At 68.0% G+C, this 26,466-nt stretch carries 27 protein-coding genes; 13 read left to right on the forward strand and 14 right to left on the reverse strand.

The features are described 5' to 3' along the window. Positions 1-33: 33 nt before the first annotated feature. The 7 genes from SB771_RS22705 (at position 34) to SB771_RS22735 (ending at position 7,287) form a co-directional block, all read left to right on the forward strand. Complete coding sequence (locus SB771_RS22705) at positions 34-261, forward strand: hypothetical protein (RefSeq protein ID WP_006754285.1); 228 nt, start codon at positions 34-36, stop codon at positions 259-261. A gap of 233 nt (positions 262-494) precedes the next feature. Continuing rightward, a complete protein-coding gene (locus tag SB771_RS22710) occupies positions 495-2,804 on the forward strand; it encodes a TonB-dependent hemoglobin/transferrin/lactoferrin family receptor (RefSeq protein WP_175660049.1) in 2,310 nt (769 codons plus the stop codon). A 49-nt stretch (positions 2,805-2,853) separates the two neighbouring features. Then, complete coding sequence (locus tag SB771_RS22715; protein WP_175660048.1) at positions 2,854-3,945, forward strand: hemin-degrading factor; 1,092 nt, start codon at positions 2,854-2,856, stop codon at positions 3,943-3,945. Then, positions 3,942-4,850: a hemin ABC transporter substrate-binding protein gene (locus tag SB771_RS22720; protein ID WP_175660047.1), complete on the forward strand. Its 909-nt coding sequence runs from the start codon at positions 3,942-3,944 to the stop codon at positions 4,848-4,850. Before SB771_RS22715 ends, SB771_RS22720 begins: the two co-directional genes overlap by 4 nt. A 15-nt stretch (positions 4,851-4,865) precedes the next feature. Then, positions 4,866-5,963 (forward strand): FecCD family ABC transporter permease, encoded by a 1,098-nt coding sequence (locus tag SB771_RS22725; RefSeq protein WP_175660046.1) that lies wholly within the window; start codon positions 4,866-4,868, stop codon positions 5,961-5,963. A 19-nt stretch (positions 5,964-5,982) separates the two neighbouring features. Continuing rightward, the gene (locus SB771_RS22730) at positions 5,983-6,813 is read left to right on the forward strand and encodes a heme ABC transporter ATP-binding protein (protein WP_175660045.1); all 831 of its coding nucleotides are present in this window, start codon (positions 5,983-5,985) and stop codon (positions 6,811-6,813) included. 90 nt (positions 6,814-6,903) lie between these two features. After that, on the forward strand, positions 6,904-7,287 hold the full coding sequence (locus tag SB771_RS22735) for a VOC family protein (RefSeq protein WP_175660044.1): 384 nt from the start codon (positions 6,904-6,906) through the stop codon (positions 7,285-7,287). A gap of 31 nt (positions 7,288-7,318) precedes the next feature. Here the strand turns inward: SB771_RS22735 and SB771_RS22740 are convergent, their stop codons facing one another. Continuing rightward, entirely contained in the window at positions 7,319-7,930 is a 612-nt protein-coding gene (locus SB771_RS22740; protein WP_175660043.1) for a trimeric intracellular cation channel family protein, read from the reverse strand. A gap of 8 nt (positions 7,931-7,938) precedes the next feature. Continuing rightward, a complete protein-coding gene (locus SB771_RS22745; protein ID WP_175660042.1) occupies positions 7,939-10,065 on the reverse strand; it encodes a penicillin-binding protein 1A in 2,127 nt (708 codons plus the stop codon). Positions 10,066-10,280: 215 nt separating this feature from the next. Here SB771_RS22745 and SB771_RS22750 point away from each other — a divergent pair, with 215 nt between their 5' ends. Both SB771_RS22750 and SB771_RS22755 read left to right on the forward strand, forming a co-directional pair. After that, entirely contained in the window at positions 10,281-11,075 is a 795-nt protein-coding gene (locus tag SB771_RS22750; protein ID WP_175660041.1) for an aminoglycoside phosphotransferase family protein, read from the forward strand. Positions 11,076-11,352: 277 nt separating this feature from the next. Further along, entirely contained in the window at positions 11,353-12,303 is a 951-nt protein-coding gene (locus tag SB771_RS22755) for a protein NO VEIN domain-containing protein (protein ID WP_175660040.1), read from the forward strand. Positions 12,304-12,464: 161 nt separating this feature from the next. On the opposite strand, the gene SB771_RS22760 is transcribed toward SB771_RS22755, so the two are convergent. The 5 genes from SB771_RS22760 to SB771_RS22780 form a co-directional block, all read right to left on the reverse strand. Continuing rightward, complete coding sequence (locus SB771_RS22760) at positions 12,465-13,301, reverse strand: bifunctional allantoicase/(S)-ureidoglycine aminohydrolase (RefSeq protein WP_175660039.1); 837 nt, start codon at positions 13,299-13,301, stop codon at positions 12,465-12,467. Between the two features lie 697 nt (positions 13,302-13,998). Next, positions 13,999-14,436: a hypothetical protein gene (locus SB771_RS22765; protein ID WP_011659738.1), complete on the reverse strand. Its 438-nt coding sequence runs from the start codon at positions 14,434-14,436 to the stop codon at positions 13,999-14,001. Positions 14,437-14,804: 368 nt separating this feature from the next. Then, positions 14,805-15,464, reverse strand: coding sequence for a methyltransferase family protein (locus SB771_RS22770; protein WP_175660038.1), 660 nt, complete (start codon positions 15,462-15,464; stop codon positions 14,805-14,807). Positions 15,465-15,639: 175 nt separating this feature from the next. Further along, positions 15,640-15,804, reverse strand: coding sequence for a hypothetical protein (locus tag SB771_RS22775; protein ID WP_175660037.1), 165 nt, complete (start codon positions 15,802-15,804; stop codon positions 15,640-15,642). Positions 15,805-16,037: 233 nt separating this feature from the next. Continuing rightward, on the reverse strand, positions 16,038-16,457 hold the full coding sequence (locus tag SB771_RS22780; protein WP_006760790.1) for an HIT family protein: 420 nt from the start codon (positions 16,455-16,457) through the stop codon (positions 16,038-16,040). Positions 16,458-16,732: 275 nt separating this feature from the next. Here SB771_RS22780 and SB771_RS22785 point away from each other — a divergent pair, with 275 nt between their 5' ends. Further along, the gene (locus tag SB771_RS22785; RefSeq protein ID WP_175660036.1) at positions 16,733-18,136 is read left to right on the forward strand and encodes a serine hydrolase domain-containing protein; all 1,404 of its coding nucleotides are present in this window, start codon (positions 16,733-16,735) and stop codon (positions 18,134-18,136) included. Positions 18,137-18,205: 69 nt separating this feature from the next. Here SB771_RS22785 and SB771_RS22790 read toward each other — a convergent pair whose 3' ends face one another. The 4 genes from SB771_RS22790 to SB771_RS22805 all read right to left on the reverse strand — a co-directional run bounded on the left by SB771_RS22790 (position 18,206) and on the right by SB771_RS22805 (position 21,366). Then, a complete protein-coding gene (locus SB771_RS22790) occupies positions 18,206-18,829 on the reverse strand; it encodes a glutathione S-transferase family protein (protein ID WP_138849639.1) in 624 nt (207 codons plus the stop codon). 140 nt (positions 18,830-18,969) lie between these two features. After that, complete coding sequence (locus tag SB771_RS22795; RefSeq protein WP_175660035.1) at positions 18,970-19,440, reverse strand: DUF2269 family protein; 471 nt, start codon at positions 19,438-19,440, stop codon at positions 18,970-18,972. Beyond that, positions 19,437-20,690 carry an SDR family oxidoreductase gene (locus SB771_RS22800; protein ID WP_175660034.1) on the reverse strand — a complete coding sequence of 418 codons (1,254 nt, stop codon included), beginning with the start codon at positions 20,688-20,690 and terminating at the stop codon, positions 19,437-19,439. Before SB771_RS22800 ends, SB771_RS22795 begins: the two co-directional genes overlap by 4 nt. Positions 20,691-20,832: 142 nt before the next feature. Continuing rightward, positions 20,833-21,366 carry a GbsR/MarR family transcriptional regulator gene (locus tag SB771_RS22805; protein WP_006760784.1) on the reverse strand — a complete coding sequence of 178 codons (534 nt, stop codon included), beginning with the start codon at positions 21,364-21,366 and terminating at the stop codon, positions 20,833-20,835. 205 nt (positions 21,367-21,571) lie between these two features. Here SB771_RS22805 and fabV point away from each other — a divergent pair, with 205 nt between their 5' ends. Beyond that, positions 21,572-22,774 (forward strand): enoyl-ACP reductase FabV, encoded by a 1,203-nt coding sequence (gene fabV / locus SB771_RS22810; protein WP_175660033.1) that lies wholly within the window; start codon positions 21,572-21,574, stop codon positions 22,772-22,774. 55 nt (positions 22,775-22,829) lie between these two features. Here the strand turns inward: fabV and SB771_RS22815 are convergent, their stop codons facing one another. Further along, the gene (locus SB771_RS22815; protein ID WP_175660032.1) at positions 22,830-23,534 is read right to left on the reverse strand and encodes an SDR family oxidoreductase; all 705 of its coding nucleotides are present in this window, start codon (positions 23,532-23,534) and stop codon (positions 22,830-22,832) included. A gap of 279 nt (positions 23,535-23,813) precedes the next feature. Here SB771_RS22815 and SB771_RS22820 point away from each other — a divergent pair, with 279 nt between their 5' ends. Further along, entirely contained in the window at positions 23,814-24,398 is a 585-nt protein-coding gene (locus tag SB771_RS22820; RefSeq protein ID WP_175660031.1) for a TetR/AcrR family transcriptional regulator, read from the forward strand. 39 nt (positions 24,399-24,437) lie between these two features. Here SB771_RS22820 and SB771_RS22825 read toward each other — a convergent pair whose 3' ends face one another. Beyond that, positions 24,438-25,016, reverse strand: coding sequence for a hypothetical protein (locus tag SB771_RS22825; protein WP_175660030.1), 579 nt, complete (start codon positions 25,014-25,016; stop codon positions 24,438-24,440). A gap of 165 nt (positions 25,017-25,181) precedes the next feature. Then, the gene (locus SB771_RS22830; RefSeq protein ID WP_175660029.1) at positions 25,182-25,712 is read right to left on the reverse strand and encodes a GNAT family N-acetyltransferase; all 531 of its coding nucleotides are present in this window, start codon (positions 25,710-25,712) and stop codon (positions 25,182-25,184) included. Positions 25,713-25,921: 209 nt separating this feature from the next. Here SB771_RS22830 and SB771_RS22835 point away from each other — a divergent pair, with 209 nt between their 5' ends. After that, a complete protein-coding gene (locus SB771_RS22835; RefSeq protein WP_175660028.1) occupies positions 25,922-26,407 on the forward strand; it encodes an SRPBCC family protein in 486 nt (161 codons plus the stop codon). Positions 26,408-26,466: the final 59 nt, after the last annotated feature.

Consider the following 26,466-nt stretch of genomic DNA (forward strand, 5'->3'; position numbering starts at 1 on the left):
CGGCACGCCGCCGCATCGTTCGAGGAGGTGGGCATGAACCCCCAATCGCTGTCCGGCATGCTGCGCGCGCAGGAGTTGCTGCTCGTCTCGATGATTCGCACGCTGCCGCCCGACACACGCCGCGCGCTCGTCGACCTCTACGCCGAACAGCTCGCGTTCGCCGAACAAACCGGCTTCGAAGGCCACGGCGATCGCGCGACGCACGATGCGTTCATCGCGCATGCGCGCAACCTGCTGATTCGCATCGAAGCGCTGGCCTAGGGCCCATCTTTCCCGAATTCATCCCCGCGCGGCTCGCCCGACCCGCGCCGACGGCGCGTGTCCGCATCCGCCGTTTTCCGTTCTTGTATTGATAATGATTCTCATTTACACTGAGAAAATCATTCGTTCCGTTCAATTCGCCGTTCGCCGCTTGTCGCGCGCGAACGGGCCAGCCAGGTGAACCCGTCACCCAGCCAGCCTTCGGGCTCGTTATCGTCAATGGGAGACCACCTGTGCATTGCTATTCGCTGGCGCGGCGGCCGATCTGTGCCGCGCTGTTCGGCGTGTTCGGCCTGTCCGCCGCCCCCGCTTACGCCCATTCCACCGCTAACGCCGCTAACGCCACTTATGTCGATTCGTCGTCGAAGGGCGCCAACCCGCCGTCTGCCGTCCTAGTCGCCGCATCCACGCGCGGCGATGCGGCGCTGCTCGACCCCGTCACCGTCACGGCCACCCGTACCGCCACCGCCGCGAGCCGCACGGCCGCGTCCGTGTCGGTGATCACCGACGACGATCTCGAGGAACAGCAGGCCACCAACATCAAGGACGCGCTGCGCTACGAGCCGGGCGTCACGGTGCGCCGCACCGCGTATCGCCCCGGCAGCGCCGCGCTCGGCGGCGGCCGCGACGGCGATTCCAGCATCAACATTCGCGGCCTCGAAGGCAATCGCGTGCTGCTGATGGAAGACGGTATCCGCCTGCCGAACGCGTTCTCGTTCGGGCCGCTCGAAGCCGGGCGCGGCGACTACGCGGATCTCGACACGCTCAAGCGCATCGAGATCCTGCGCGGGCCGGCATCGGCGCTGTACGGCAGCGACGGGCTGACCGGCGCGGTGAACTTCATCACGAAGGATCCGCGCGACCTGCTGTCGATCTACGGCAAGCCCATTTACTTCTCGTTCCGGCCGAGCTACGACTCGGCCGACCGCAGCATCGGCGCGACGGTGTCGGCCGCGGGCGGCAACGACCGCGTGCAGGGGATGATCATCGCCGACGGCCGGCGCGGCCACGAAGTCGACACGCGCGGCAGCAACAATTCGGCGAGCACGCTGCGCACGACATCGAACCCGCAGGACGTCTATTCGGAATCGCTGCTCGGCAAACTCGTGCTGACGCCCACCACGCGCGACACGATCAAGTTCACCGCCGAAACCGTGCAACGCCGCGTGAGCACCGACGTGCTGTCCGCGATCAACCCGCCGACCACGCTCGGCCTCTCGACGCACGACCGGCTCGAGCGCAACCGCTTCAGCGTCGATTACGACTTCCGCGACGATGCGTTGCGCTGGTTCCAGACCGCGCACGTGCAGTTCTACTACCAGGACGCGAAGCAGGACCAGTACGCATTCGAGACGCGCGGCCGGCAGCCTTCGCGCTCCCGCGACAACGAGTACCAGGAGCGCACGTTCGGCGGCTCCGCGTTCGCCGAAAGCGGCTTCGCGACCGGCCCATTCGCGCACAAGCTGCTGTATGGCGTCGACGGCAGCCTGTCGCGCGTGACGAACCTGCGCGACGGCACGGTGCCGGGCGTCGGCGAGGCGTTCCCGAACAAGGCGTTTCCCGACACCGACTACACGCTGTTCGGCGCGTTCGTGCAGGACCGGATCGGTTACGGCCGCCTGCTCGTCACGCCGGGCCTGCGCTTCGACACGTACCGGCTGAGCGCGTCGCAGAACGATCCGTTGTTCACCGGCACCGCGGTGTCGACGAGCGCGAACGAAGTGTCGCCGCGCGTCGCGGTGCTCTACGAGATCACGCCCGCGCTGATTCCGTATGCGCAATACGCGCACGGCTTCCGCGCGCCGACACCCGACCAGGTGAACAGCAGCTTCTCGAACCCGGTGTACGGCTACACGTCGATCGGCAATCCGAACCTGAAGCCGGAGACCAGCGACACGTTCGAAGCGGGCCTGCGCGGCAAGGCCGGCACCGGCTACGGCGTCGTGCGCTACAGCGCGGCCGCGTTCAACGGCCGCTACCGCAACTTCATCTCGCGCACGACGATCGCGGGCAGCGGCCGGCCGGTCGACCCGTTCGTGTTCCAGTACGTGAACTTCGCCGACGCGCGCATCCACGGCTTCGAAGGCCGCGCCGAATGGGTGATGCCCAACGGCCTCACGCTGAAGACGGCGATGGCGTTCACGAAGGGCTCGACGCAGAACAACGGCGCAGCCAGTCAGCCGCTCGATACGGTCACCCCGTTCTCGGCCGTGTTCGGTGTGCGCTACGAACCGGGCGAGCGCTGGTTCGTGCAGACCGACCTGCTGTTCCAGACCGCGAAGCGCGACAAGGACATCCCGGCAGATGCGTGCCCCGGAGCCAGAACGTCGTGCTTCGCGCCGCCGTCGTCGTTCGTCGTCGACCTGCGCGGCGGCTACCGCTTCAACAAGCACGTGAGCGCGACGATCGGCATCCGCAACCTGTTCGACCGCAAGTACTGGAACTGGTCGGACGTGCGCGGCCTTGCGTCCGATGCGCAGGTGCTCGACGCGTACACGTCGTCCGGACGCACCGTCGCCGTCAGCATGAAGGTGGATTTCTGAAGCGCGCCACCGCGCGTTCCTGCCCAACCGTTACTTGAAGGAGTCCGACATGATGCATTCCGCCCTTCCCGGTCAGCCGGCCACGCCGGCCCGCGCGGTCGCCGCGTTGCGCGACGCGTTCGTCAAGCTCAAGACCGAGCGCCAGCTGCGCAACCGCGACGTCGCACAGGCGCTCGGCGTCAGCGAAGGCGAGGCGCTCGCGGCGTTCGTCGGCGAGCACGTGGTGCGGCTCGACGCACGCTTTCCGGCGATGTTCGAGGAAATGCCGCGCCTCGGCCGCGTGATGGCGCTCACGCGCAACGACACGGCCGTGCACGAGAAGGACGGCGAATATGCGCAGATGAGCCACGACGGCCCGGTCGGCCTCGCGCTCGGCGACATCGACCTGCGCATCTTCTACCGACACTGGGCGTCGGCGTTCGCGGTGCGCGACCAGACCGCGCACGGTCCGCTGAAGAGCCTGCAGTTCTTCGACGCGCAAGGTCATGCGATCCACAAAGTCTACCTGCGCGCGCACAGCGATCACGCGGCGTACGACGCGTTCGTCGAACGCTGGCGTGCGGCAACGCAGGAGCCGGGGCTCGACGTCGTGCCCGCCGCGCCGAAAACGCCCGAGCGCGCCGACACCGAGATCGACGTCGCGGGTTTTCGCGCGGCGTGGGACGCGATGACCGACACGCACCAGTTCTTCGGCATCACGCAGCGCTTCGGCGTGAGCCGCATGCAGGCGCTGCGTCTCGCCGATCCGCACTACGCGTATCCGGTCGAAACGGAGCGCGCGCTGCGTCACGTGCTCGAACGCGCCGCGCTGAGCGGTCAGCCGATCATGGTGTTCGTCGGCAACGCGGGAATGATCCAGATCCACACGGGGCCCATCGCGAACGTGCGCGAGGTCGGCGCATGGATCAACGTGCTCGACCCGAGCTTCAACCTGCACGTGCGCGAGCGGCTGATCGCAGCCGCCTGGGTCGTGAAGAAGCCGACGAGCGACGGCATCGTCACGTCGCTCGAGCTGTTCGACCGGCAGGGCGACCACGTCGCGCTGCTGTTCGGCGAACGCAAGCCCGGCAAGGTCGAACGCGACGACTGGCGCACGCTCGTCGCGACGCTGCCGTCGGCCGCACACGGGGACGCGCGGTGAGCGCGCGATCGTTCTCGCCGCGACGTCGCGTCGTGCTCGCGAGCGCGGTTGCCGGCGCGCTCGCGGGCGCGCTGCCCGGCCGCGCGCTGCCGCAGGCTGTGCAGAAGCGCGTCGTCGTGATCGGCGGCGCGCTCGCGGAAACCGCGTTCGCGCTCGGCGGCGCCGACGCGCGCGGCTACCGGCTCGTCGGCGCCGACACGACCTGCACGTACCCGGACGCCGCAAAGCGCCTGCCGAAGGTCGGCTACCAGCGCGCGCTGTCGGCCGAGGGGCTGCTGTCGCTGCGCCCCGATCTCGTGCTCGCGTCGGCGGAAGCCGGCCCGCCCACCGCGATCGCGCAGGTGAAAAGCGCAGGCGTCGCGGTGACGACGTTCGACGAGCGCCACGACGTCGACTCGGTACGCGCGAAGATCACCGGCGTCGCGCGGGCGCTCGACGTGCGCGATGCCGGCGGCGCGCTGCTGCAACGCTTCGACCGCGACTGGCAGGCCGCGCGCGACGCAGTCGCCGCGCGCGTGCCCGGCGGCGCGCAGCCGCCGCGCGTGCTGTTCGTGCTGAACCATACCGGCAACCAGGCGCTCGCGGCCGGCCAGCGCACGGCCGCCGACGCGATGATCCGCTATGCGGGCGCGCGCAATGCGATGCAGGGCTTCGATCACTACAAGCCGCTGACGAGCGAAGCGCTCGCCGCCGCCGCACCCGATATCGTGCTGATCTCCGACGAAGGGCTCGCGGCCGTCGGCGGCCGCGCCGCGCTGCTTGCCGCGCCCGGTTTCGGCGCGACGCCGGCCGGCCGCGCGCAGCGCGTCGTGTCGCTCGATGCGCTGTTCCTGCTCGGCTTTGGCCCGCGCCTGCCGCTCGCCGTCACGACCTTGCACCGACGCCTGTCGGATGCGCTTGCCTGATTCCGGATCGTCCTGATGCCCGCTCATGCTTCGCCTTTCCCCGCGCCGTCGCCCACCTCACCCACCTCGCGCACCGGCGCCGCGCGCGTCGGCGCGTCGCGCCGCTTCGCGCCGTTCGCGCTGGCCGCGCTCGCTTGTCTCGTGTGCGCGATGTCCGTCGTCGCGCTGTGCGTCGGCGCCTATCGCATTCCGCTCGCGCAAGCATGGGCCGCGCTGACCGGCGATCCGGCCGCGCAGCAGGCGCGCGCGGTGCTGTGCGACATCCGCGCGCCGCGTGTCGTGCTCGCGCTGCTGGTCGGCGGCGGCTTCGGTGCAGCCGGCGCCGCGATGCAGGCGCTGTTCCGCAATCCGCTCGCCGACCCGGGCCTCGTCGGCGTGTCGAGCGGCGCGGCACTCGGCGCGACGACGACGATCGTCCTCGGCCCCGCGCTGTTCGCCGCGCACGCGAGCGCCGCCGTGCTGCCCGTCGCCGCGTTCGCGGGCGCGCTTGCCGTCGCGGCGCTCGTCTACCGGCTCGCCGCGTCGCGCGGCCGGCTCGCGCTGCCGCTGCTGCTGCTCGCGGGCATCGCGATCAACGCGCTGGTCGGCGCGGCGATCGGGCTGCTCACGTTCGTCGCCGACGATGCGCAGTTGCGCTCGCTGACCTTCTGGAGCCTCGGCAGCCTCGGCGGCGCGCAATGGTCCGCGCTGGCGGCCGTCGCGCCGTGCGTCGCAATCGGCTGCGTGCTGCTCGCGCGCGAACGCGATGCGCTGAATGCACTGCAGCTCGGCGAAACCGAAGCGCTGCATCTCGGGGTACCCGTGCAGCGGCTGAAACGGCGCGTGCTCGTCGCGGTCGCGCTCGCGGTCGGCGCACTCGTGTCGTGCGCGGGCATCATCGGCTTCATCGGGCTCGTCGCGCCGCATTGCGTGCGCCTCGCGTGCGGCCCCGACCAGCGCGTCGTGCTGCCCGGCGCCGCACTGCTCGGCGCGCTGCTGACGCTCGCCGCCGATCTTGCCGCACGCACGATTGCCGCGCCCGCCGAAATTCCGCTCGGCGTGCTCACCGCGCTGCTCGGCGCGCCGTTCTTTCTCGTGCTGCTGTGGAAGAACCGCGGTGCGCTCGGCGGGTAATCCTTTCTTCACGACGATCATGCTGACTGCCCACCACCTCGACGTCGCCCGCCGACACAACGTCATTCTGCGCGACCTGTCGCTGTCGATCGAACCCGGCCGCGTGACCGCGCTGCTCGGCCGCAACGGCGCGGGCAAGAGCACGCTGCTGAAAACTTTCGCCGGCGAACTGACCGGCAGTGTCGCGCCGAACGGCGTGCGTGTGACCGGCGACATCACGCTGAACGGCGAACCACTTGCGCGCATCGACGCGCGGCGTCTCGCGTGCCTGCGCGCGGTGCTGCCGCAGGCCGCGCAGCCGGCGTTTCCGTTCAGCGTCGACGAGATCGTGCTGCTCGGCCGGTATCCGCATGCGCGGCGGGGCGGTGCGCGGCATGTGATTGCACACCGCGATCGCGACATCGCGTGGCAGGCGCTCGAACGCGCGGGCGCCGATGCGCTCGTCGGTCGCGACGTCACGACTTTGTCGGGAGGCGAACTTGCCCGCGTACAGTTCGCGCGCGTGCTCGCGCAGCTGTGGCCGGACGACGATGCGATGGAAGCCGGCCCGCGCTACCTGCTGCTTGACGAACCGACCGCTGCGCTCGATCTCGCGCATCAGCACCGGCTGCTCGATACCGTGCGCGCCGTTGCGCGCGAATGGCGGCTCGGCGTGCTCGCGATCGTGCACGATCCGAATCTCGCCGCGCGGCACGCGGATTCGATCGCACTGCTCGCGGACGGCACAATCGTCGCGCACGGCACGCCGCGCGACGTGATGACACCCGCCCATATCGCGCAGTGCTACGGATTCGCGGTGAAGATGGTGGAAACCGGCGACGGTGCGCCGCCGGTGATGGTTCCTGCGTAGCGCAGGCGCGTGCCGCATCGATGTCCCGCCTTGCCGATCGCCATGCGTTTCACATCGCATCATTCGCGCTTCCCCTTCGAGGAGACTCACATGCCGCTTCCGATGACCCGCGTCATCCTGTACGTCCGCGACGTCGCGTCGCTGAAGGCGTTCTATCAGCGGTATTTCGCGCTGCCCGTCATCGAGGAAATCGACGGCGAATGGGTCGTGCTCAATGCGGGCGCCGTCGAACTGGCGCTGCATCTGGCCGGCCCGACGTTCCGCCGCGCGGCCGCTCCCGCGAACGCGAAAGCGGACTCCAGCACCGTGAAGTTCGTCTTCCGGATCGACACTCATATCGACGCGCATCGCGACCGCCTCGCCCGCGACGACGTGACCGTGCGTGATCTCAAGCGCTACGACGGCTATCCGTACCGGATGTACGACGGCATCGATCCGGAAGGGAATGTCTTTCAGGTGATGCAGCCGGAATGAACGCCGGCGCGGCGAAGCGGGAAGGCCGCGCTCAATGCCCGACGTCCGCCGCGCCGAACGTCCGCATCTTCCATCCGAGCCGCACGGCAAGCATCCGCATCGTGAATCCGGCCGCCAGCGCGACCACCGTCGCGAAGCCCGCATCGACGCCGAGATACTGCATCCCGACATACAGCGCGCCCGTGAAGAACGCGACGCTCGCATACAGCTCCTCGCGCAAAATCAGCGGCATCTCGTTGCACAGCAGGTCGCGCAACATTCCGCCGCACACGCCGGTGATCACGCCGGCCAGCACGACGATGATCGGCGCGGTGCCCGTCGACGCGCCGATGTCGCAGCCGATGATCGTGAACGCCGCGAGGCCGATCGCATCGACGGTGACGAACAGCGCCTTCATGCGCGCGACGTGCCGCGCGGCCCACGACGCGACGGTCGCCGCGGCGAGCGTGAGCACGAGGTACTCGGGACGCGCGATCCAGCCGAGCGGATAGTGGCCGAGCAGCACGTCGCGCACGGTGCCGCCGCCGAGCGCGGTCACCGCGCCGACGAGCGCGAGCCCGAAGCGGTCCATCCCGCGCCGCATTCCCATCAGCGCGCCCGACATCGCTTCCGCGACGATCGCAATCAGATAAAGCGTATGCATCGCGCGCCTCAGTCCTCGGTACGGAACAGGTCGAGCACGCGTTCGCGCTCGGCCGCATCGACGGCCGCGGGCATCGGCTCGCCGCGCTTGCCGTGCGCGTCCGGTGCGTCCGTCGCATCGGTTGCCGGCGCGCCGCCGCACGCGAAGCGGCTGCGGATGTACGGCGGCACGTCGGCGGTGCAGGTGCCGCGCGTGTATTCGGCGTACACGAAATCGCCGTCGACGAGCGCGAGGTCCTGCGGCGGCGTTGCGTCGACCGGCGTACGTCCGGCAACCGCCGTCTTCATGTAGTCGAGCCAGACCGGCAGCGCAAGCGTCGCGCCGGTCGCGCGCCCCATCGGCCGCGGGGTGTCGTAGCCGAGCCACGCAACCGCGACGATGCCCGACGAATAGCCCGCGAACCACACGTCCTTCGAGCCGTTCGACGTGCCGGTCTTGCCGGCCGCGTCGTCGCGGCGCAGCGCGAGCGCGCCGCGCGCGGTACCGGCCCGCACGACGTCGCGCAACATGCTGTCCATCACGAACGCATTGCGCGCCGACACGACGCGCGTGCCGTCCGGCGCCGGCGCGTCGTATAGCGCGCCGCCGTGACGCTGCTTCACCGACAGGATCAGCCGCGGCACCATCCGTCTCCCGCCGTTCGCGAACACGCCGTACGCGCTCGCGAGTTCGAGCGGCGTCACGGCGCCCGCGCCGAGCGCGAGCGGCAGCGACGCCGGATTGCGCTGCGCGTCGAAACCGAAGCCCACCGCGTGCTGCTGCACATAGCGCGCGTCGGCGGCCTGCATCAGGCTGACCGCGACGAGGTTCTTCGAGCGCACGAGCCCGCGCCGCACCGGGATGAAGCCCTCGTACCGGTTGCCGTAATTGCGCGGACGCCACGGCCGAGCGCCGGTTTCCGCATGCGTGAGCGTGCGCTGCGTATCGTCGACCAGCACGCCCGGGAAATAGCCCTTCTCCAGCGCCGCCGAATAGACGAACGGCTTGAAACTCGACCCCGGCTGGCGATACGCCTGCAATGCGTGATCGAACACGTTGCCGTTGAAATCCGCGCCGCCGACGAGGGCCAGCATGTCGCCGGTGGCCGTATCGAGCGACACGAGCGCACCTTCGAGCCCGTTGCGTGCATCGCGCTTCGCGCGTGGCTGCCGGCTCAGCGTGCGGTCGAGCGCGGCTTCGGCCGCGCGCTGGTCGCGCATCGAAATCGTCGTCGTCACGTCGAGGCCCAGCGTGTAGGCGTCATCATGGAATCGCTCGACCATCATCCGGCGCGCGCGCTCCGCGACGTACGGCGCCGCGATGATGCCGGGCGGCGGCGTGGTCGCCAGCGTGATCGGCGCGGCGACGGCCGCGCGATACGCCGCATCGTCGAGCTCGCCGAGCGCATGCATGCGGCCGAGCACGTAGTTGCGCCGCGCGGTCGCGCGTGCCGGGTTGACGACCGGGTTGAACGCGGACGGCGCCTTCGGCAGCCCGGCGAGCACGGCCGCCTCGCCCGCGCTCAGCGCGTCGAGCGGCTTGCCGAAATAGACGTTCGCGGCCGCCGCGAAACCGTACGCGCGCTCGCCGAGATAGATCTGGTTCATGTACAGCTCGAGCAGCTTGTCCTTGCCGTATTCGCGCTCGAGCTTGATCGCCATCAGGATCTCGGCGAGCTTGCGGCTCAGCACCTTGTCGCGTGTCAGGTAGAAGTTGCGCGCGACCTGCATCGTGATCGTGCTGCCGCCCTGCCCCGGCTGCCCCGTCACGAGGTTCGCGAACGTCGCGCGCGCGAGGCCGCCGACATCGATCGCGCCGTGCTGATAGAACTTCGCGTCCTCGGCCGCGAGCAGCGCGTGCCGCATCAGCGGGGGAATGCGTTCGAGCGGCACGAACTCGCGGCGCTCGACGCCGTACTCGGCCAGCAGCTCGCCGTCACGCGAGAAAATCCGCAGCGGCAGCGCGGGACGGTACGCGGCCAGATGTTCGACGGACGGCAGTTGCGTCCAGATGCGATCGATGGTCCATGCGCCGATGCCCGCGCATGCGAGCGTGAGGCCGAGCAGCGCGCCGGCGAGGATGCTCCATGCACGGCGGCGCGGCGAGGTGGGAGGCGGTGCCGGTGGCGGCGGAGGGTTGGCGGTGTGGTCGGTCATGCGGGCTCCTTCTTCGATGCGGCGACCGCAGGCGCTCGAGTGGCGCCCGTCGGTCACGGAAGGCGCGCATTGTCGAAGGGATGCCGGAATACCGGAACATTCTTTAGCCAAAGTTTGGCTGGCTAAATTTTATTAAGGAAAGGATGCGCATGGCCGGTAGCGGCGCCAGTCGAACCCCGCTGCGAATGAGCCGGTTCGCTTGTACCATCATCTGCATGTTCGACACGTACCTGCGGCTGTGGGACCTCGTTCCCGACGGCGGCCCGATCCTGACCGCAAGTGGCGGCGTGCTGCCCGTCGTGTGGCACGCGCGGCCCGCGATGCTGAAAGTCGCCACCTGCGACGAAGAGCGCCGCGGCAATGCGCTGATGACCTGGTGGAACGGGGACGGTGCCGCACGCGTGTGGCTGCACGACAGCGACGCGGTGCTGCTCGAACGCGCGCAGCCGGTGCCGACGCTTGCCGGCTTGTCCGCCGCGGGCCACGACGACGATGCGATCCGGATCGCGTGCGCTGCCGTCGCGCGGCTGCATGCGCATCGCGCTCCGGCGCCGCCCGTGGTCGTCCCGCTGCACGACTGGTTCTACGCGCTGCTGTCGCACGACACGGACGACGACGTGCTGCGCCGTTCGGCCGCGACGGCGCATCGGCTGTTGGCCGTGCAATCCGTCGACGAAGTCGTGCTGCACGGCGACATCCATCACGGCAACGTGCTGCACTTCGGCGATCGCGGCTGGCTCGCGATCGACCCGAAGGGTTTGCGCGGCGACCGCGCGTTCGACTACGCGAACCTGTTCTGCAATCCCACGCACGATATTGCGGTCGATCCCGCGCGCTTCGAGCAGCGCGTCATGCTCGTCGCCGAGGTCGCGCGGATCGACCGGCGCCGGTTGCTGCAATGGATCCTCGCATGGGCCAGCTTGTCGGCGGTCTGGATGATGGAAGATGCGCTGCCGGCGGATACGCGGGTGCAGGTCGCGAGGCTGGCGGCGGGCGTGCTCGATCGATAGCGATACGCATCGGCCATGAGAACGGGTTCGTGGGGAATTTCGGGCGGAACGCGGCGAAGACTGGCGGCTCGCGGCCAGGAGCGGGCCGTTCGACATAAATGCCTGGATGGCTGACAATTCAAGCCATTTGCAGCGCCACCGCTACCAGTTAATGATCGTTCTATAGCCGATCAACATCTACCTCTAATCGTAGCCGACGTGGCATCGACTATCGCAGATAGCATGGGCGCACGGGAAAAATATGGATGAGCGATTAGTGTTCGTAAACGTGGGTTGGATGGTCTCATATCAAGGACCGACCAACGACCCGACGCTAGGTGGCCATGGTTGGCTTAAGACGCACGACTATGGGCATGAAGCCTGGAACTATCTTCCGCATGACGGGAACGTCTACGGCTACGTGCCACGCTCTGCGCGCATCGACATCAAGAAACTTGGAGCGGGGCGGAACGACGAGCAACTTGACGGTGTAACGGTCGTTTGGATAGCGCGGAACCCACGAAATAAGGTTACCTACGTGGCAGGTTGGTACCGTGAGGCGTCAATACACCGCGAAAGTCGCTATTTCAGGGTAGCGCGCCCATCCGGCGATGTTATCGAGTATCAAATTCGGGCACCTCTGGCTCGGGCCAGACTACTATCACCAGATCAACGAACCATCGCTGTTCCAACTGCGAAAAAGCCAGGCAATCTCGGGCAGAGTCCCGTCTGGTACGGAAACGATGCCTTCGTCGCGCGAGTTCGCGACTACCTTGCGTCGGACGGGATGAATCGCGCCCCCAAAAAATCTGACGGCAGCGGTCGAAAGGAGATTGACCCAGCTACGCGAAAGTTGATCGAGGTAGCGGCGATTCGGCATGCAATTCGCTACTACGAGTCCGAGGAAGGTGGAAATCGGACGGTTAGTTCGGTCGAGGAAGATAACGTGGGTTGGGACCTGACCGTGACTGGAGGCGACGTTACGCTCAAAGTGGAGGTCAAAGGGTTGTCGGGTCACGAACTATGTGTCGAACTCACGCCGAATGAGTACAAGCAAATGGTCTCCCCGGAGCACAGAGCAATGTACGCGGTTTATGTCGTGACGGGAGCACTAAGCTCCACGGCTATGGCTCATATCTTCTACTACAACGCTGAGGCCAGCCGCGGAGGCAGTCATGTTTGGAACAGCGTAGATGGACGAATATTGAACGTTCAGCAGATTGTAGGAGCTCGGCTAACGGCGAGTTAGCTCGCTGAAGTCGATTCTGGCGTCCATAGCAGTCGCCGACCGACCGAATGGTCAACCGCTTTGGCTCGACAAGCAACCTCCCCGAACATCCACAAACACCTGAAATGAAAAAACCCGCCGACTTCCACCGGCGGGCTTTCCTATCCGACTTTGCGCGACGTTCAGCGCGCCGGATTCAGCGTCAGGTTCATGTGACGGTTCACATCCTTGTACAGCAGATATCGGAACCGCCCCGGCCCCCCCGAATAGCACGCCTGCGGGCAGAACGCGCGCAGCCACATGAAGTCGCCTGCTTCCACCTCGACCCAGTCCTGGTTCAGGCGATAGACGGCCTTGCCTTCGAGCACGTACAGCCCGTGCTCCATCACGTGCGTCTCCGCGAACGGAATCACGCCGCCCGGCTCGAACGTCACGATGTTCACGTGCATGTCGTGACGCATGTCGCTCATGTCGACGAAGCGCGTCGTCACCCATGCGCCGTTGGTGCCCGGCATCGGGATCGGCTCGACGTCCTGCTCGTTGGTCACGAACGCGTCGGGCAGCGCGATGCCGTCGACGGCCTGGTAGTGCTTGCGCACCCAGTGGAAACGCACGGCGGCATCGCTGACGTTGTGCAGCGTCCAGTCGGCGCCCGGCGGAATGAACGCATAGCCGCCCGGCTTCAGCGTGTGCTTGGTGCCCTGCAACGTCAGCTCGGCCTCGCCTTCGACGACGAACAGCACGGCTTCGGCATTCTTGTCCTGCTCGGGCTTGTCACTGCCGCCGCCCGGGTTCACTTCGACGATGTACTGCGAGAAGGTTTCGGCGAAACCCGACAGCGGACGCGCAATCACCCACAGGCGCGTGTTGGTCCAGAACGGCAACCAGCTCGTGACGATGTCGCGCATCACGCCCTTCGGAATGACCGCGTACGCCTCGGTGAACATCGCGCGATCGGTCAGCAGATCGGTCTGCGGCGGGTGGCCGCCATGCGGCGCGTAATACGTTGTCTTAGACATAAAGCATCCAGGCAATGGGTTGGTCCGGCCCCGGGTCGCAACGGCCAAGCGCGGCACGCGCGTGGGGCACGCATGCGGCGGCGGGACATCGTTGCCGGGGTGGCTTGAAAGCGCGGGCGCCTTCGTTCGGTCGGCCAGGCTTCGCGACGGCTCCGCCCGGTTCAGCGGGCGGGGCGCCCCATGCTTGTGGGTCCGGCGGCCGGGCCACGGACACTCGGCGTCATGCGGCGGGGCACGGGGGACGGCACGGGTCGATTCCGTACGCGAGCAGCGTTGACGATAGCGAAGCCGACTCCGATCGACCAATTAAATGTTGCGATGACATTCATTCGATTTCGCACTACCCGCCAGCGCCTGCGAAGACCGGTGCACGCGTGTCGCGCACGTTCGGTGCGTCAGGGAAATCCTGATCACGGACGGCAACGCGTCGATCTGCGATATCGAATGACGTTGGCCGAACCAGGCGATTGCATGTCAATGCAACTGGCGATGTCGTCTATCAGCGGGAAAGGTACAGCGGGAGGGAATGTGCCAACCCGTCGAGCGGGGCCGGGCATGAACTGCGGAAGGAAATGAAGTCGCCGGTCTTGCCGGCGACGGCGGCCCGGCTGAGGCCGCCGGGCCGAATGTCGAATGGGGTGCCGACGCGTCGGGCGTGCCGGTGCGCAAGTCGCGCACCGTGCCGCGCCCGCGGCGATCAGTCCCAGTCGCGGTGGTGACGATGCTTGCGGTGACGATAGCCGCGATCGCCGTGATCGCGCTCGTACGAGCTGCGCGACATGTTGCCGCCCAGCGCCGCGCCTGCGCCACCGCCGACGGCCGCGCCCAGCAGGCCGCCCGTGCGGCCGCCCATTGCGTTGCCGGCTGCGGTACCCGCGCCGCCGCCGAGGGCGCCGCCGATGATTGCGCCGGTGCGCTCGCGACGGTTCGACGTCACTGCGCCGCCTGCGCCGCCGCCGATCGCGCCGCCGATGACGGAGCCGGTGCTGCCACCGACCGCGCCGCCGACCGCTGCGCCGGCAACCCCGCCGAGCGCGCCGCCAAGGGCATTGTTCAGGTCACCGGCCATTGCCGGCAATGCGGTCGCGCCGGTCAGCACGGCGACGACGAGAGTGGGGGCAATTTTCTTCCACATTCCCGTATTCTTCCTTGTTCGCAATCTGGTTATTGAAGGTCCGCTCGATACGACGATCTGAATCGATCGACGTCGAGACCGGCATTGTGCCGAATCTCGGACCAATTCATTTCAATGAGCTTGCGGCGAAGAATAGCACCGGTCGAGCCCCGTTGCAGTCGACATTCTCGTAACAAGTTGTTTACCGAAACAGGACTCGGAAAGGCTTGCCGAAATCGCCGCCAAGGCCCGCCGGTAAAGGCTCGGGCAACGGGCGACCGGTCGCGGGGACGGTACGGGAAGCGTCGGTGTCGCGCGTTCGGACACAGGTGGCAACACATCGGCGAGCGCCGCGGGGCGCCAGTCGGTTTTCCGATGGTGAACGAGGGTCAATACACGCCCGGAAGCAGCCGCCAGGTATGCGCGCAGTACGCGTCGTATTCGGCGCCGAACTGCGCGCGCAGCAGCGCTTCCTCGGAACGGATGCGCGCGACGAGCGGCACCATCGTCAGCGCGACGAGCAGCAGCCCGACGCCCGAGCGAAACGCGAATGCCCAGCCGAGCGCATTCACGATCAGGCCGAGATAGCTCGGATTTCGGATCCTGCGATAGATGCCGTCCGTGACCAGCGTGTGGCCCGGCTGGATCGCGACCAGCCCGCTGAAGCGCTTGCCGAGCACGAACACGGGCCAGAGGCGCAGCACGCCGCCGGCGACATACAGCACCACGCCGATCCATCGCACCATGTCGCCGCCGAAGGTCCACACGTCGAGCCGGTCGGTCAGCGCGGGCAGATAGGCGAGCAGAAACCCGCTGGCCGCGAAGGCCGGAAGCACCCAGCGGTTGTCGCGGTCCTCGCGTTCGCCGGCGCTCAGGTTGCCTTCGGTCAACAACGCGGCGGCGGCCAGCGCCAGCGTCGCGACGGCGATGACGATCAGTTGTGGATGCGAAAAGAAGGCGGCGAACCCGCCGATGCCGAGCACGGCGAGCCCGAGGTAGACGAGCGCGGACACGCTCGACACGATTGCGACCTTGCGCGTAACGGCCATGGCTGCCTCGCCGGGGTGGGTTTTCCTGTGAAGTATAGGAACCCGGGCGGCCGATGCGCACGCGCGCCGTCATGCGGCGCGCGAAGTGTTGTTGCGAGAAGCGGCGGCGCGGCGTCGAACGACGCGGCCGATCGATGTGATCGACGCGCGGGACAGGCCCGCGCCCGCCGGCTGGTCAGCGAATGCGGAAGTGGCCGCCGATCCCGACGGTGACGGGCGGTGCGTAATACGCGGGCGCATAGCCGTAGTAGACCGGCGCGGGTGCGTAGCCGTAAGGCGGCGCGACGTAGCAGCCGGACAGGCCGGCGATCAGCGCAAACGTGATGAGAACTTTGTACATGGCTCGATTCCCGGCGAAGAGGACACATTGCATCTCGCGGCGGCCGGCACGACGGGGCGGTCCAGCCTTCCTGTCGCTCGATGCGGTAATGCGCGGGAGTCTAGCGCCGGGGGCGGCGCAACGAGTTTCGCGACCGGTTACACGTGTTACGTCGCGTGACCGCTGAAACAGGTGCGTGCGGCGCGACAGCACACGGGCACTGGCGCCGCCCCGCATGACGAGCCCGACACGCGTTACACGAAACGTTCACGGATGCGCTGCGCGACCGATTCGAGCGCGGCCGCGTCGGCGATGTCGCGCGCGTGCAGCCGCAGCTCGACGCCTTCCCAGCGCGGGATCACGTGGAAATGCACATGCGGGACCGTCTGGCCCGCCGCCGCGCCGTTGAACTGGCCGATGAACACGCCGTCCGGCCCGAGCGCCGCGCGCACGGCCGCCGCGACGCGCTGCGTCATCCGGATGCCGGCCGCGGCCGCATCGCCGGACAGCTCGAAGATCTGCGCGGCCGGCTCCTTCGGGATCACGAGCACGTGACCGTCGGCCTGCGGCATGAGATCCATGATCGCGAGGGTTGCGTCGTCTTCGGCGACCTTCACGCACGGCAGTTCGCCGCGCAGGATCCGGGCGAACGGGTTGTTGTTGTCGTAGGACATGGCGTTTTCCGATTGTTCGATGGGCGGTTTGACTGGGAACGATGCCGGACGATTATCGGCCGACGGCCGGTCGGATTTCAACTTGCCGGCGCGAACCTGCGCGTTCGACACATGCGACACACATGCGACACACGCGATTCGCACACGCCGGCCAGCATATCGCCCAAGCGACGCCGCCCTCGGCGTCGTCACTCCCCCGCGATTGCCACCGCTTGCCCGAACCTGCGACACTGCCGGATCGTTGCCGGCCGGCACGCCACCGAGGACGCTCGCGCATGACGATCCCCTTCAAATCGCTGATCCTGCGCGGCGTCGCGGTCGCACTCGTCGCCGCGCTTGGCTACACCGGCTACATGCTGTCGCGGCTCGCCCCGATCGCGACGGGCTATGCCGCGAAGGCGCTGTGTTCCGGCGTGTTCGTGTCTGGCCGTCCGGCCGCGTCGGTGATCGACGTCGACATCATGGCCGGCGTGCATCCGCTGCTGAAACTGGTGCACCCGTCGCTCGATCCCGAGCATCATCGCGCGATCGCGACGTTCGCCGGTTTCGCGCGACGCGAAGCGGATTTCCGGCCCGGGCTCGGCTGCACGCTCGCGCTCGGGCCGTCGCCCGGCGTGCTGCCGGCCGCGCTGCCGCCCGTCGCCGATCCCCCATCCGTGAACGATGCCGCGCCGGCCGCACAGCCCGCCGGCATCGACACACGCAAGCTGCACATCGCGCTCGACCGCGCGTTCGACGAACCCGATCCGGCGCGGCCGCGGCGCACCCGTGCGGTCGTCGTGATGTGGCGCGGCCACGTGATCGCCGAACGCTACGCCCCCGGCTTCACGGCCGACACGCCGCTGCCCGGCTGGTCGATGACGAAGACCGTGACGGCCGCGCTGGCCGGCGTGCTGGTCGCGCAGCACAAGCTGTCGCCGGATGCGTCGGCGCTGCTGCCCGAATGGCGCGGCAGCGGCGATGCGCGCGCGGCAATCACGCTCGACGAGCTGCTGCGGATGACGAGCGGCCTGCAATTCAACGAAGACTACGACGACCCGCTGTCCGACGTCGCCGTGATGCTGTTCACGCAGCCCGACACCGCGCGCTTCGCGTCGGCCAAGCCGCTCGCCGCGCAGCCCGGCACGCAGTGGTACTACTCGAGCGGCACGAGCGCGATCGTCGCGCGCGTGATGCGCGAAGCGCTGGGCGGCACCGAGGCCGACTACCTCGCCTTTCCGCGCCGTGCGCTGTTTGAGCCGCTCGGGATGCACAGCGCCGTGTTCGAGCCCGATGCGGCCGGCACGCTCGGCAGCCCGTCTTATCTGTATGCGAGTGCACACGACTGGGCGCGCTTCGGGCAGCTTCTGCTACAGGACGGCGTGTGGAACGGGCAGCGGCTGCTGCCGGAAGGCTGGGTGCGCTACCTGACGCGAGCGACGCCGCAATCGACGCACCAGGAATTCGGCGCGCATCTTTGGGTGAAGGTGCCGGAGCCGTTCAACGATCGCGATCCGCATGCGAGCGCGATGCCCGCCGACGCGTTTCATGCGGTCGGTCATGAAGGCCAGTTCGTGAGCGTGGTGCCGAGCCGCGAGCTGGTGGTCGTGCGGCTCGGGTTGTCGCGGCCGGAATCCGCGTGGAACCACGAGGCGTTTCTCGCGCGCGTGCTCGACGCCGTACCGGCATCCGGCTCGTGACGTGACATGCCGCGGCGCGGCGGCAGCAGTCGCACCACCCCGCCCGCCCCGCCCGCGGCTTGCGATCCGTTACGGGTTCGCGCTGCCCGCGTACTGCTTGAAGCCCTCGCGCGTCGCCAGACGCTCGATATAGCGCTTCGCCGCCGGGAAGTCCGGATGCTCGAACGGCGTGCCGAACCAGCGGTTCACCGACAGGCCGATCGGAATGTCGGCGAGCGTGAAGTGGTCGCCGGCCACGAACGCGCCGGTCGCTTCGAGCTGCGCGTTCAGCACCTGCATATGCTTCGTCCAGCCCGCGATCGACTGCGCGATCGCCGCCGGATCCTGGTGGTCGGGCGACTTGCGCACGAGGCCGAGGAACGCGCCGACCCACGAACGGTTCAGGTCCGAGCCCTGCCAGTCGATCCACTGATCGACCCGCGCACGCGCCTGCGGCTCGGCCGGATAGAGCGCGTCGCCGCCGTAGCGGTTCGCGAGATAGCGGATGATCGTGTTCGACTCCCACAGCACGAAGCCGTCGTCCTTGATGACGGGCACGAGGCCGTTCGGATTCAGCGCGAGATAGGTCGGGTCGTTGGTCGTGCGAAAGCCCGCGCCCCAGTCTTCCTGCTCGAACGGCAGGTTCAGCTCGGTGCACAGCCACAGCACCTTGCGGACGTTGATGGACGGGATCTTGCCGAGGATGTGCAGCATGCTGTCTCCTTCTGAGGTCGGATGCGGAGCGTTCGGGATGCCCGAAACGGCTCGAACGCGCTCCCGTCGAATTTATACACGAGCGCGTGGAAATCGACAGGGCCCGCACGCGAGATCGGCATTAGCGGCCCGCCGCCCGCTTACATCGGCTTGAGCACCATCAGGAAATAGACCGTCAGCATCGCGAAGAACGCCGGGTAGCCGAGCAGTTCCCAGCGCTTCGCATAGCGCCAGTAGCGCGCCGGCAGCGTGGCCTCGCCGTTCGCATGCGCGAGGTTCGCCAACGCGGCCAGCTCGATCTGCAGCCACACGACCGGCAGCCAGCACGCGCCCGCGACCGCATACAGCACGATCGACGCGACGAGCCACGGCGTATGCCACGGCCAGCCGGCCGTATGCGCGAGCCACAACCCGGACGCCGGCTGGAAGATCACGGCCGGTGTCGTGAACCACCAGTCCGCGCGCACCACGAGCCGCGACACGGCCGCGATCGCGGGCACCGACCGCGTGCGGTTCGCGAAGAACAGGTAAAACGCGGTGCCGAAGCCCGTGCCGACCATCAGCACGGAGGACAGGATGTGAAGCGCCTTGATGACGAGATAGGTATTCATGGTCGTTCTTCTTCTGAAAACAGGATCAACAGGATCGCGAGAATCGGCACGTTCTTGATCACCGGGCCGAACGGTTCGGCCAGCAGCCCGGGCATCGTGACCGCGATGACGGCCGAATACGCGACGATCAGCACGCCTTGCGCGGCCCACAGACGGCGGGACGGCGCGGCGACGGTCGCCACCCCGAACGCGAAGTCCAGCGCGCAGGCGGCGTAGAGGGCGATCAGCGCGGGCAGCCCGGTGAGGTGCGCGCGGGCGAGCATCGCAAGGCTGTCGCTCTGCGGGTGGACGAACGCGCTCACGATGGCCGTCCAGATCCAGACGATCGCAAGCGCGCCGAGCAGCAGCGGCCGCCGCCACATCGCGAGCGCGTCGCGGCGCAGCGCGAGCGCGTCCGCGCCGATGAAACTGCGCAGGCCGCGCGGCGGTCGGCCGAGCACGGCCGCCAACGCCGCGGGATCGCCGGTGTTGCCGCCGCGCAGCATCGTCCACGTATCGCGGGTCAGCATCGCGCCCGGCAGCGTGCCGACCAGCGCGGCCGCCGCCCCGACCAGCGGGCCCGGCAGCGCAATGCGGGCTGCCGGCGGGAAGCCCAGCGCGGCGCGATAGCCGCTCAGCATCTCGCGGTATTCGACTTCGTCAGCGCCGACCGCATCGATGACCGAATGGCCGGCCGCCGGCGAAACGACGAGCCGCGCGACGAGTTCGGCGAGGTCGTCGACGTGCACGGGGCGCAGCCGTTGATGGCCGCCCGCCGGCAACGCGTGCACGGGCAGGCTCGCGAGCATCCGGAAGAACCGCGCCGACGTGCCGGCCGCGCCGTAGACGAGCGCGGGCCGCACGATCCGGTAATCGAGCGGCAGCGTCTGCAGGAAGGTGTCGGCTGCGTACTTGCTGGCGAAATACGGTGTGTCGCCGCGCTCGACGCCCAGCGCCGAGATCTGGATCACGCGCCGCACGCGGGCGCGGCTGCATGCCGTGAAGAGCGCGCAGGGCGCCGCGCGATGCACGGTGTCGAGCGTCGCATCGCGCCGGTCGGCGAGGATGCCGACCGCATTGATCACGACGTCGACGCCCGCCAGCCGTGCCAGCCACGCGTCGGGATCGATGTCCGTCGCGAAGTCGATCGCGACATCGTGCGGGCCCACCGCATGCCGCACGCCGCGCAGCACGCGATGGCCGCCGGCTTCCAGCCGCGCGCACAACGCCCGCCCGATGAACCCGTTCGCGCCGCAGACGAGGATGTTCATGTCGCACTCCGTGGTGCGGCATGCCGGCGGATCGACAGCAGGGCCTCGTTCATTTTCATCCTCTATTTACTGTTGTTTCTGTAATGACAGAAACAACGCCTTCAAAAAAAGCGGGCTGCGCGCCCGCACTTCCGATTTCCGCTTACTTCGACGACTTGCGCCTGACCGTCTGGCTGATCTTCGCGCCGATCCCGAGCGCCTTCATCAGCGTGTCGGGCTTGAGCCGCAGCATCTCGTCCGACCAGGTGGTGAGCGTCTCGACGAACTGCAGCGTGTCGCGGATGCGCTGTTCGGTCTCGCGGCTTTCGTCGGCGATCTCGGGACTCGTCAGGCAATCGCGCAGCACCGTGAGCGTCGGTTCGATCTCGCGCTGCCGCCGCCCTTCGACGATCAGCTTGAACAGTTCCCAGATGTCGGTCGACGTCTCGAAATGGTCGCGGCGATCGCCCAGCACGTGCACGACCTTCGCGAGCCGCCACGCCTGCAGCTCCTTCAGGCTCGTGCTGACGTTGGAGCGCGCGACGTTGAGCGTCTCGGCGATCTCGTCGGCGGCCACCGGCCGCCCGGCCAGGTACAGCAGCGCGTGAATCTGCGAAACGGTGCGGTTGACGCCCCATCGCGAGCCCATTTCGCCCCAGTGGAGAATGAATCGTTCGGCAATCGGTGTGAGTTCCATGTCGGGAAATTTAGTTTTTTCAGTTATTTCTGTCAAGAGAGAAATAAGCGGCGGCAGCGCGAACCGCCATGCCGGCGGCTCGACTGCCCGGCGATTGCGACCGCCGTCCTCGCCCGCCTTTCCCGCCGTGGCCGCCCGCTTCCATTACAATGCGCGGGATTTTTCCGATTTCAGGCCGTCCGCGCCTTTCTGACTAGAGGTTCCCATGATCATCAAACCGCGCGTGCGTGGCTTCATCTGCGTGACGACTCACCCCGTCGGCTGCGAAGCCAACGTCAAGGAACAGATCGACTACGTGACTTCGCATGGCCCGATCGCCAACGGCCCGAAGAAGGTGCTCGTGATCGGCGCGTCGACCGGCTACGGCCTGGCCGCCCGGATCTCGGCCGCATTCGGCTCGGGCGCGGACACGCTGGGCGTGTTCTTCGAGCGCGCCGGCAGCGACACGAAGCCGGGCACGGCCGGCTGGTACAACAGCGCCGCGTTCGAGAAATTCGCCGCCGAAAAGGGGCTCTATGCGCGCAGCATCAACGGCGACGCATTCTCCGACAAGGTGAAGCAGGTCACGATCGACACCATCAAGCAGGATCTCGGCAAGGTCGACCTGGTCGTCTATAGCCTCGCGGCACCGCGCCGCACGCATCCGAAGACGGGCGAAACGATCAGCTCGACGCTGAAGCCGGTCGGCAAGGCGGTCACGTTCCGCGGCCTCGACACCGACAAGGAAGTGATCCGCGAAGTCTCGCTCGAGCCGGCGACGCAGGAAGAGATCGACGGCACCGTCGCCGTGATGGGCGGCGAGGACTGGCAGATGTGGATCGACGCGCTCGACGAGGCCGGCGTGCTGGCCGACGGCGCGAAGACGACCGCGTTCACGTATCTCGGCGAACAGATCACGCACGACATCTACTGGAACGGCTCGATCGGCGAAGCGAAGAAGGATCTCGACAAGAAGGTGTTGTCGATCCGCGACAAGCTGGCCGCGCACGGCGGCGATGCGCGCGTGTCGGTGCTGAAGGCCGTCGTCACCCAGGCGAGCTCGGCGATTCCGATGATGCCGCTCTACCTGTCGCTGCTGTTCAAGGTGATGAAGGAACAGGGCACGCACGAAGGCTGCATCGAGCAGGTGTACGGGCTCCTGAAGGACAGCCTGTACGGCGCGACGCCGCACATCGACGAAGAAGGCCGTCTGCGCGCGGACTACAAGGAGCTCGATCCGCAAGTGCAGGGCAAGGTCGTCGCGATGTGGGACAAGGTCACGAACGAGAACCTGTACGAGATGACCGACTTCGCCGGCTACAAGATCGAATTCCTGCGTCTGTTCGGCTTCGAGATCGCCGGCGTCGACTACGACGCGGACGTGAACCCGGACGTGAAGATCCCCGGCATCATCGACACCACGGTCTGACGACCGCGCCCGCCGCGCGCATCGGCGCACGGCGGGCTGTCTTTTACAGGCGACGTCAGACCGGCGCCGCCTCGTCCAGATAAACACCGGCCGACAGCGTGGCCTTCACCTGCCGCGTGAAGTCGTCGGTGGCCACCTCCTCCGCTCCGGATTCGATCGCGTCGTATGCCTGGCGCACGACGTCGGCCGGCGTCGCCTTCGGCACGTCGAGGTCGCGTGTCAGGTCCGTATCGATGAAGCCGGCGTGCAGCCCCACCACCTGCGTGCGCTGCTCGCGCAGCGAATGCCGCAGCCCGTTGGTCAGCGCCCACGCGGCCGACTTCGACACGCCGTAGCCGGACAGGATCGGCCGGTTCACCCAGCTCGCGACGGACAGCACGTTCAGGATCGCGCCGCCGCCGTGGCCGGCGAGCGTGGCCGCGAATGCGCGCGACATCGCCAGCATCCCGAACACGTTGGTTTCGAGATGATCGCGCAGCGCGTCGACCGCGCCGTCGTCGGTCAGGCTGCCGAGCCGCGCGATGCCCGCGTTGTTGATCAGCAGCGTGACGTCGCGCGCGGCGTCGGCGGCCGCGGCGACCGCCGCCGGATCGGTCACGTCGAGCGTCACGGGCACCACGCCCGGCAGCGTCACGCTGGCCGGATCGCGCGCGCCCGCATAGACCTTCCGCGCCCCGCGTTCGAGCGCCTGCTTCGCGAATTCGAGCCCAAGCCCGCGGTTCGCGCCCGTGACGAAAACGACTGCACCTTCGATCTTCATGATCCTTCCTTTCATCGTGTGAATGAAACCATGCCGCCATCGCGTACCGAGCCGTTGCGCCGGCGGTACCGGAGCGCAGGCTCGTGCCGCTGCCCGCGCCCGACCTCCATCCGTGCCGCCGGCGTCGCTTCGCTTCATTTGCGAAGTCGGCTACACTGGATGTCAATGTCGATCACCATTGTCTTTGCGATGCATTGTGTCAGCGCACGCTCACCACGTCAATGGTGATCACCATTGTGTTTTTCAATCGACGTAATGGCTGGAATGAGGGAGGGATCGATGGGCGTCTCGAGACAACAGGCCGCCGACAACCGCAACGCGATCGTCGCGGCCGCCGAGCGGCTGTTCCGGGTGCGCGGTGTCGACGCGGTCGGTTTGACGGAACTGATGAAGGAAGCCGGTTTCACGCAGGGCGGCTTCTACAACCACTTCAAATCGAAGGATGCACTGGTCGCCGCGGTGATGGAAAAGGCCATGCAGGACGGCGCGGATTCGCCGCGCGCCGGCAGCGTCGCGCAACAGGTGACGTCGTACCTGTCGACCGCGCATCGCGACAACGTCGAAGCCGGTTGCCCGCTGTCCGGCTTCGCGGGCGACGCGCCACGCCTGACCGACGCGGCACGCGCCTGCTACGCGCACGGCGTCGCCGGCTATCTCGACCGGCTGGAACGGATGGTGGCTCTGGAAGGCGCGGCTGCGGCGGACACGCGCCGCGACGCGATCGCGGTGTTCAGCCAGATGGTCGGCGCGCTCGTGCTGTCGCGCGCGGTCGCCGGCACCGATCCGGCGCTGGCCGATGAAATCCTCGACGCGGGGCGGCGCGCGCTCGCCGGCCAGTCCGACGATCCGGCCTTGCCGGCGTAGCGGCGCGGCGGCACGACGGGGGCAAGCCGCGCGTGATCGCTATTCCACGGCCCGTGCGGCGTCCCACAGCGGCTGCCGGCCCAGTGCGGTATGCCACGCAGCGAAGCGCGTGCGCCACGACTCGAACGGCTCCGTCAGCGGATGACGCGGATCGTCGCTGAGCGCATACGCCATCCCTTCAATCAGCCAGCGCGGCTTGGTCGCGACCGCGAGGTTGCCGAGCACTTCGGCCTGCCGGTGGTGGATCAGTTCGTGCGCGAGGAAGTAGGTCTGCCAGCCGCGCGGCGCGATGACCACGCCGAAATCTCCAAGAGTGAGCGCCGCGCGTTCGCCGAGGCCGAACTTGTCCGCACATTCGCGCGTCGAGCAGAACACGACGCGCGGGGCGTCGTGAAACGGGCCCACGGCCGCTGCCGCGCGCGCGTAGCCGTCGCGATAGAGCTGCTGCGCGGCGTCGAACTTCGCGGCATCGTCCGTGCAGATGTCCGCGCTCGGGCATGACACGCCGGGAAGCAGCGCGGGAGCGACCACGCGCAGCGGCTTGACGAGCGCGTAGGCGGCGATCGGCAGCGCGACGAGCAGGCCCGTGAGGGTGAAGGCGACGTGGGAGCGTTTCATCGAGGCGACGATTCCGTGGATGTGCTGGTGGGTTTTCCTGCACGAATATATCGGAGCCGCGACGCCGCCGGCCGGCTTTTCCGTTCCGCCCGGCGTCCGGCCCACGGCCGCGTGCCGTCGCACGCACGTCGATCGCGAACCTCGCCGCGATCGCCTCCCGCCCCGTTACACGAGCTGCTTGTGAAAATACGTCGTTGCACACAACGCGCCGTCGGGCATCAGCGCATAGTTCGGCACGACGCCGACGCGCTGCCAGCCGGCCCGCTCGTACAAGCGCTCGGCATCGCCGCCCGTCACGGTGTCGAGCACGAGCACGGTCTTGCCGGCGTCGCGCGCGGCTTGGTCGGCGGCCGCCATCAGCCGCGCGGCGATACCCTGCCGGCGTGCATGCGGAGACACCAGCATCTTCGCGACGTCCGCGCGATGCGGCTGGTTCTCCGGCTGCGCGGTCACGAGCTGCACGGTGCCGACGATCCGGCCGGCGGCATCCTCGGCGACGAGCAGGATGCGCTCGCCGTTCGCGACGCCGTCGGCGACGCGCGTCCAGAACGCGACGGCCGTCGCACGCTCGATAGGCAACATGAAGCTGACGGACGCGCCGCCTTCGACGCAATCGATCAGCACGTCGGCGAGCGCGTCGACGCAGGCACGCGCTTCGCTCGCATCGACGCGGCGGACGGTAACTGATTCGGTCATACCCTCTCCGGCAATCAGGCGCGCGGCACGCATTCGACGGCTTGCGCCCGGATCCAAAGGAACGCCGGCATACGCCCGATGCGTGTGCAAAGGCGACCGGTGCCCTGCAACACGGCGCGAGTGGGCGCGTGTTACCGCCCCATCATGCTGAGCGATGCAAATTCCCGTTGCATCCCCTATGCTTAGCCGCCAACAGGAGGAGCAAACGCATGTCAACCAGCCACGTCGACCCCGCCGAAACCCATGACCTCGTCATCACCCGCACGCTGCGCGCGCCGCGCCAGGCGCTCTGGCGCGCGTGGACCGACCCCGAACTGCTGAAGGAATGGTGGTGCCCGAAGCCGTGGACCACCGAAGTGCGCGCGTTCGACCTGCGCCCGGGCGGCGCCTTCCACACGTTCATGCGCGGCCCCGACGGCGGCACGAGCGACAACCCCGGCTGCTTCCTCGAAATCGTGCCTCAAGCGCGGATCGCGTTCACGTCGATGCTCGCCGGCGGCTGGCGGCCGCTGGTGCCGTGGCTGGGCTTCACGGCCATCATCACGATGGCCGACGACGCCGCCGGCTGCCGCTACGAGGCGCGCGTGATGCATCCCGACGCCGCGACGCGCGAGCGCCACGAGGCGCTCGGGTTCTTCGAAGGCTGGAACATCTGCATCACGCAGCTCGAGGAATTCGCGGCCGCGTTACGCTGAATGCGGGTGAGCGTACGGTCCGATTGCATGCCGTCGCGCGCGCGCCTAGGATTCCTGAA

The organism is Burkholderia sp. SIMBA_051 (assembly GCF_046534915.1).
Classification (GTDB): Bacteria; Pseudomonadota; Gammaproteobacteria; order Burkholderiales; family Burkholderiaceae; genus Burkholderia; species Burkholderia ambifaria.

What these genes read in the sequence shown, in the direction of transcription:
- SB771_RS22715 (WP_175660048.1), top strand. Translation starts at nt 2,854, where the DNA reads ATGATGCATTCCGCCCTTCCCGGTCAGCCGGCCACGCCGGCCCGCGCG.
- SB771_RS22830 (WP_175660029.1), bottom strand. Translation starts at nt 25,712, where the DNA reads ATGACCGAATCAGTTACCGTCCGCCGCGTCGATGCGAGCGAAGCGCGT.
- SB771_RS22745 (WP_175660042.1), bottom strand. Translation starts at nt 10,065, where the DNA reads ATGACCGACCACACCGCCAACCCTCCGCCGCCACCGGCACCGCCTCCC.
- SB771_RS22805 (WP_006760784.1), bottom strand. Translation starts at nt 21,366, where the DNA reads ATGGAACTCACACCGATTGCCGAACGATTCATTCTCCACTGGGGCGAA.
- fabV (WP_175660033.1), top strand. Translation starts at nt 21,572, where the DNA reads ATGATCATCAAACCGCGCGTGCGTGGCTTCATCTGCGTGACGACTCAC.
- SB771_RS22825 (WP_175660030.1), bottom strand. Translation starts at nt 25,016, where the DNA reads ATGAAACGCTCCCACGTCGCCTTCACCCTCACGGGCCTGCTCGTCGCG.
- SB771_RS22780 (WP_006760790.1), bottom strand. Translation starts at nt 16,457, where the DNA reads ATGTCCTACGACAACAACAACCCGTTCGCCCGGATCCTGCGCGGCGAA.
- SB771_RS22755 (WP_175660040.1), top strand. Translation starts at nt 11,353, where the DNA reads ATGGTCTCATATCAAGGACCGACCAACGACCCGACGCTAGGTGGCCAT.
- SB771_RS22815 (WP_175660032.1), bottom strand. Translation starts at nt 23,534, where the DNA reads ATGAAGATCGAAGGTGCAGTCGTTTTCGTCACGGGCGCGAACCGCGGG.
- SB771_RS22785 (WP_175660036.1), top strand. Translation starts at nt 16,733, where the DNA reads ATGACGATCCCCTTCAAATCGCTGATCCTGCGCGGCGTCGCGGTCGCA.
- SB771_RS22765 (WP_011659738.1), bottom strand. Translation starts at nt 14,436, where the DNA reads ATGTGGAAGAAAATTGCCCCCACTCTCGTCGTCGCCGTGCTGACCGGC.
- SB771_RS22775 (WP_175660037.1), bottom strand. Translation starts at nt 15,804, where the DNA reads ATGTACAAAGTTCTCATCACGTTTGCGCTGATCGCCGGCCTGTCCGGC.
- SB771_RS22730 (WP_175660045.1), top strand. Translation starts at nt 5,983, where the DNA reads ATGCTGACTGCCCACCACCTCGACGTCGCCCGCCGACACAACGTCATT.
- SB771_RS22795 (WP_175660035.1), bottom strand. Translation starts at nt 19,440, where the DNA reads ATGAATACCTATCTCGTCATCAAGGCGCTTCACATCCTGTCCTCCGTG.
- SB771_RS22750 (WP_175660041.1), top strand. Translation starts at nt 10,281, where the DNA reads ATGTTCGACACGTACCTGCGGCTGTGGGACCTCGTTCCCGACGGCGGC.
- SB771_RS22820 (WP_175660031.1), top strand. Translation starts at nt 23,814, where the DNA reads ATGGGCGTCTCGAGACAACAGGCCGCCGACAACCGCAACGCGATCGTC.
- SB771_RS22790 (WP_138849639.1), bottom strand. Translation starts at nt 18,829, where the DNA reads ATGCTGCACATCCTCGGCAAGATCCCGTCCATCAACGTCCGCAAGGTG.
- SB771_RS22705 (WP_006754285.1), top strand. Translation starts at nt 34, where the DNA reads ATGAACCCCCAATCGCTGTCCGGCATGCTGCGCGCGCAGGAGTTGCTG.
- SB771_RS22770 (WP_175660038.1), bottom strand. Translation starts at nt 15,464, where the DNA reads ATGGCCGTTACGCGCAAGGTCGCAATCGTGTCGAGCGTGTCCGCGCTC.
- SB771_RS22835 (WP_175660028.1), top strand. Translation starts at nt 25,922, where the DNA reads ATGTCAACCAGCCACGTCGACCCCGCCGAAACCCATGACCTCGTCATC.
- SB771_RS22725 (WP_175660046.1), top strand. Translation starts at nt 4,866, where the DNA reads ATGCCCGCTCATGCTTCGCCTTTCCCCGCGCCGTCGCCCACCTCACCC.
- SB771_RS22800 (WP_175660034.1), bottom strand. Translation starts at nt 20,690, where the DNA reads ATGAACATCCTCGTCTGCGGCGCGAACGGGTTCATCGGGCGGGCGTTG.
- SB771_RS22760 (WP_175660039.1), bottom strand. Translation starts at nt 13,301, where the DNA reads ATGTCTAAGACAACGTATTACGCGCCGCATGGCGGCCACCCGCCGCAG.
- SB771_RS22740 (WP_175660043.1), bottom strand. Translation starts at nt 7,930, where the DNA reads ATGCATACGCTTTATCTGATTGCGATCGTCGCGGAAGCGATGTCGGGC.
- SB771_RS22735 (WP_175660044.1), top strand. Translation starts at nt 6,904, where the DNA reads ATGCCGCTTCCGATGACCCGCGTCATCCTGTACGTCCGCGACGTCGCG.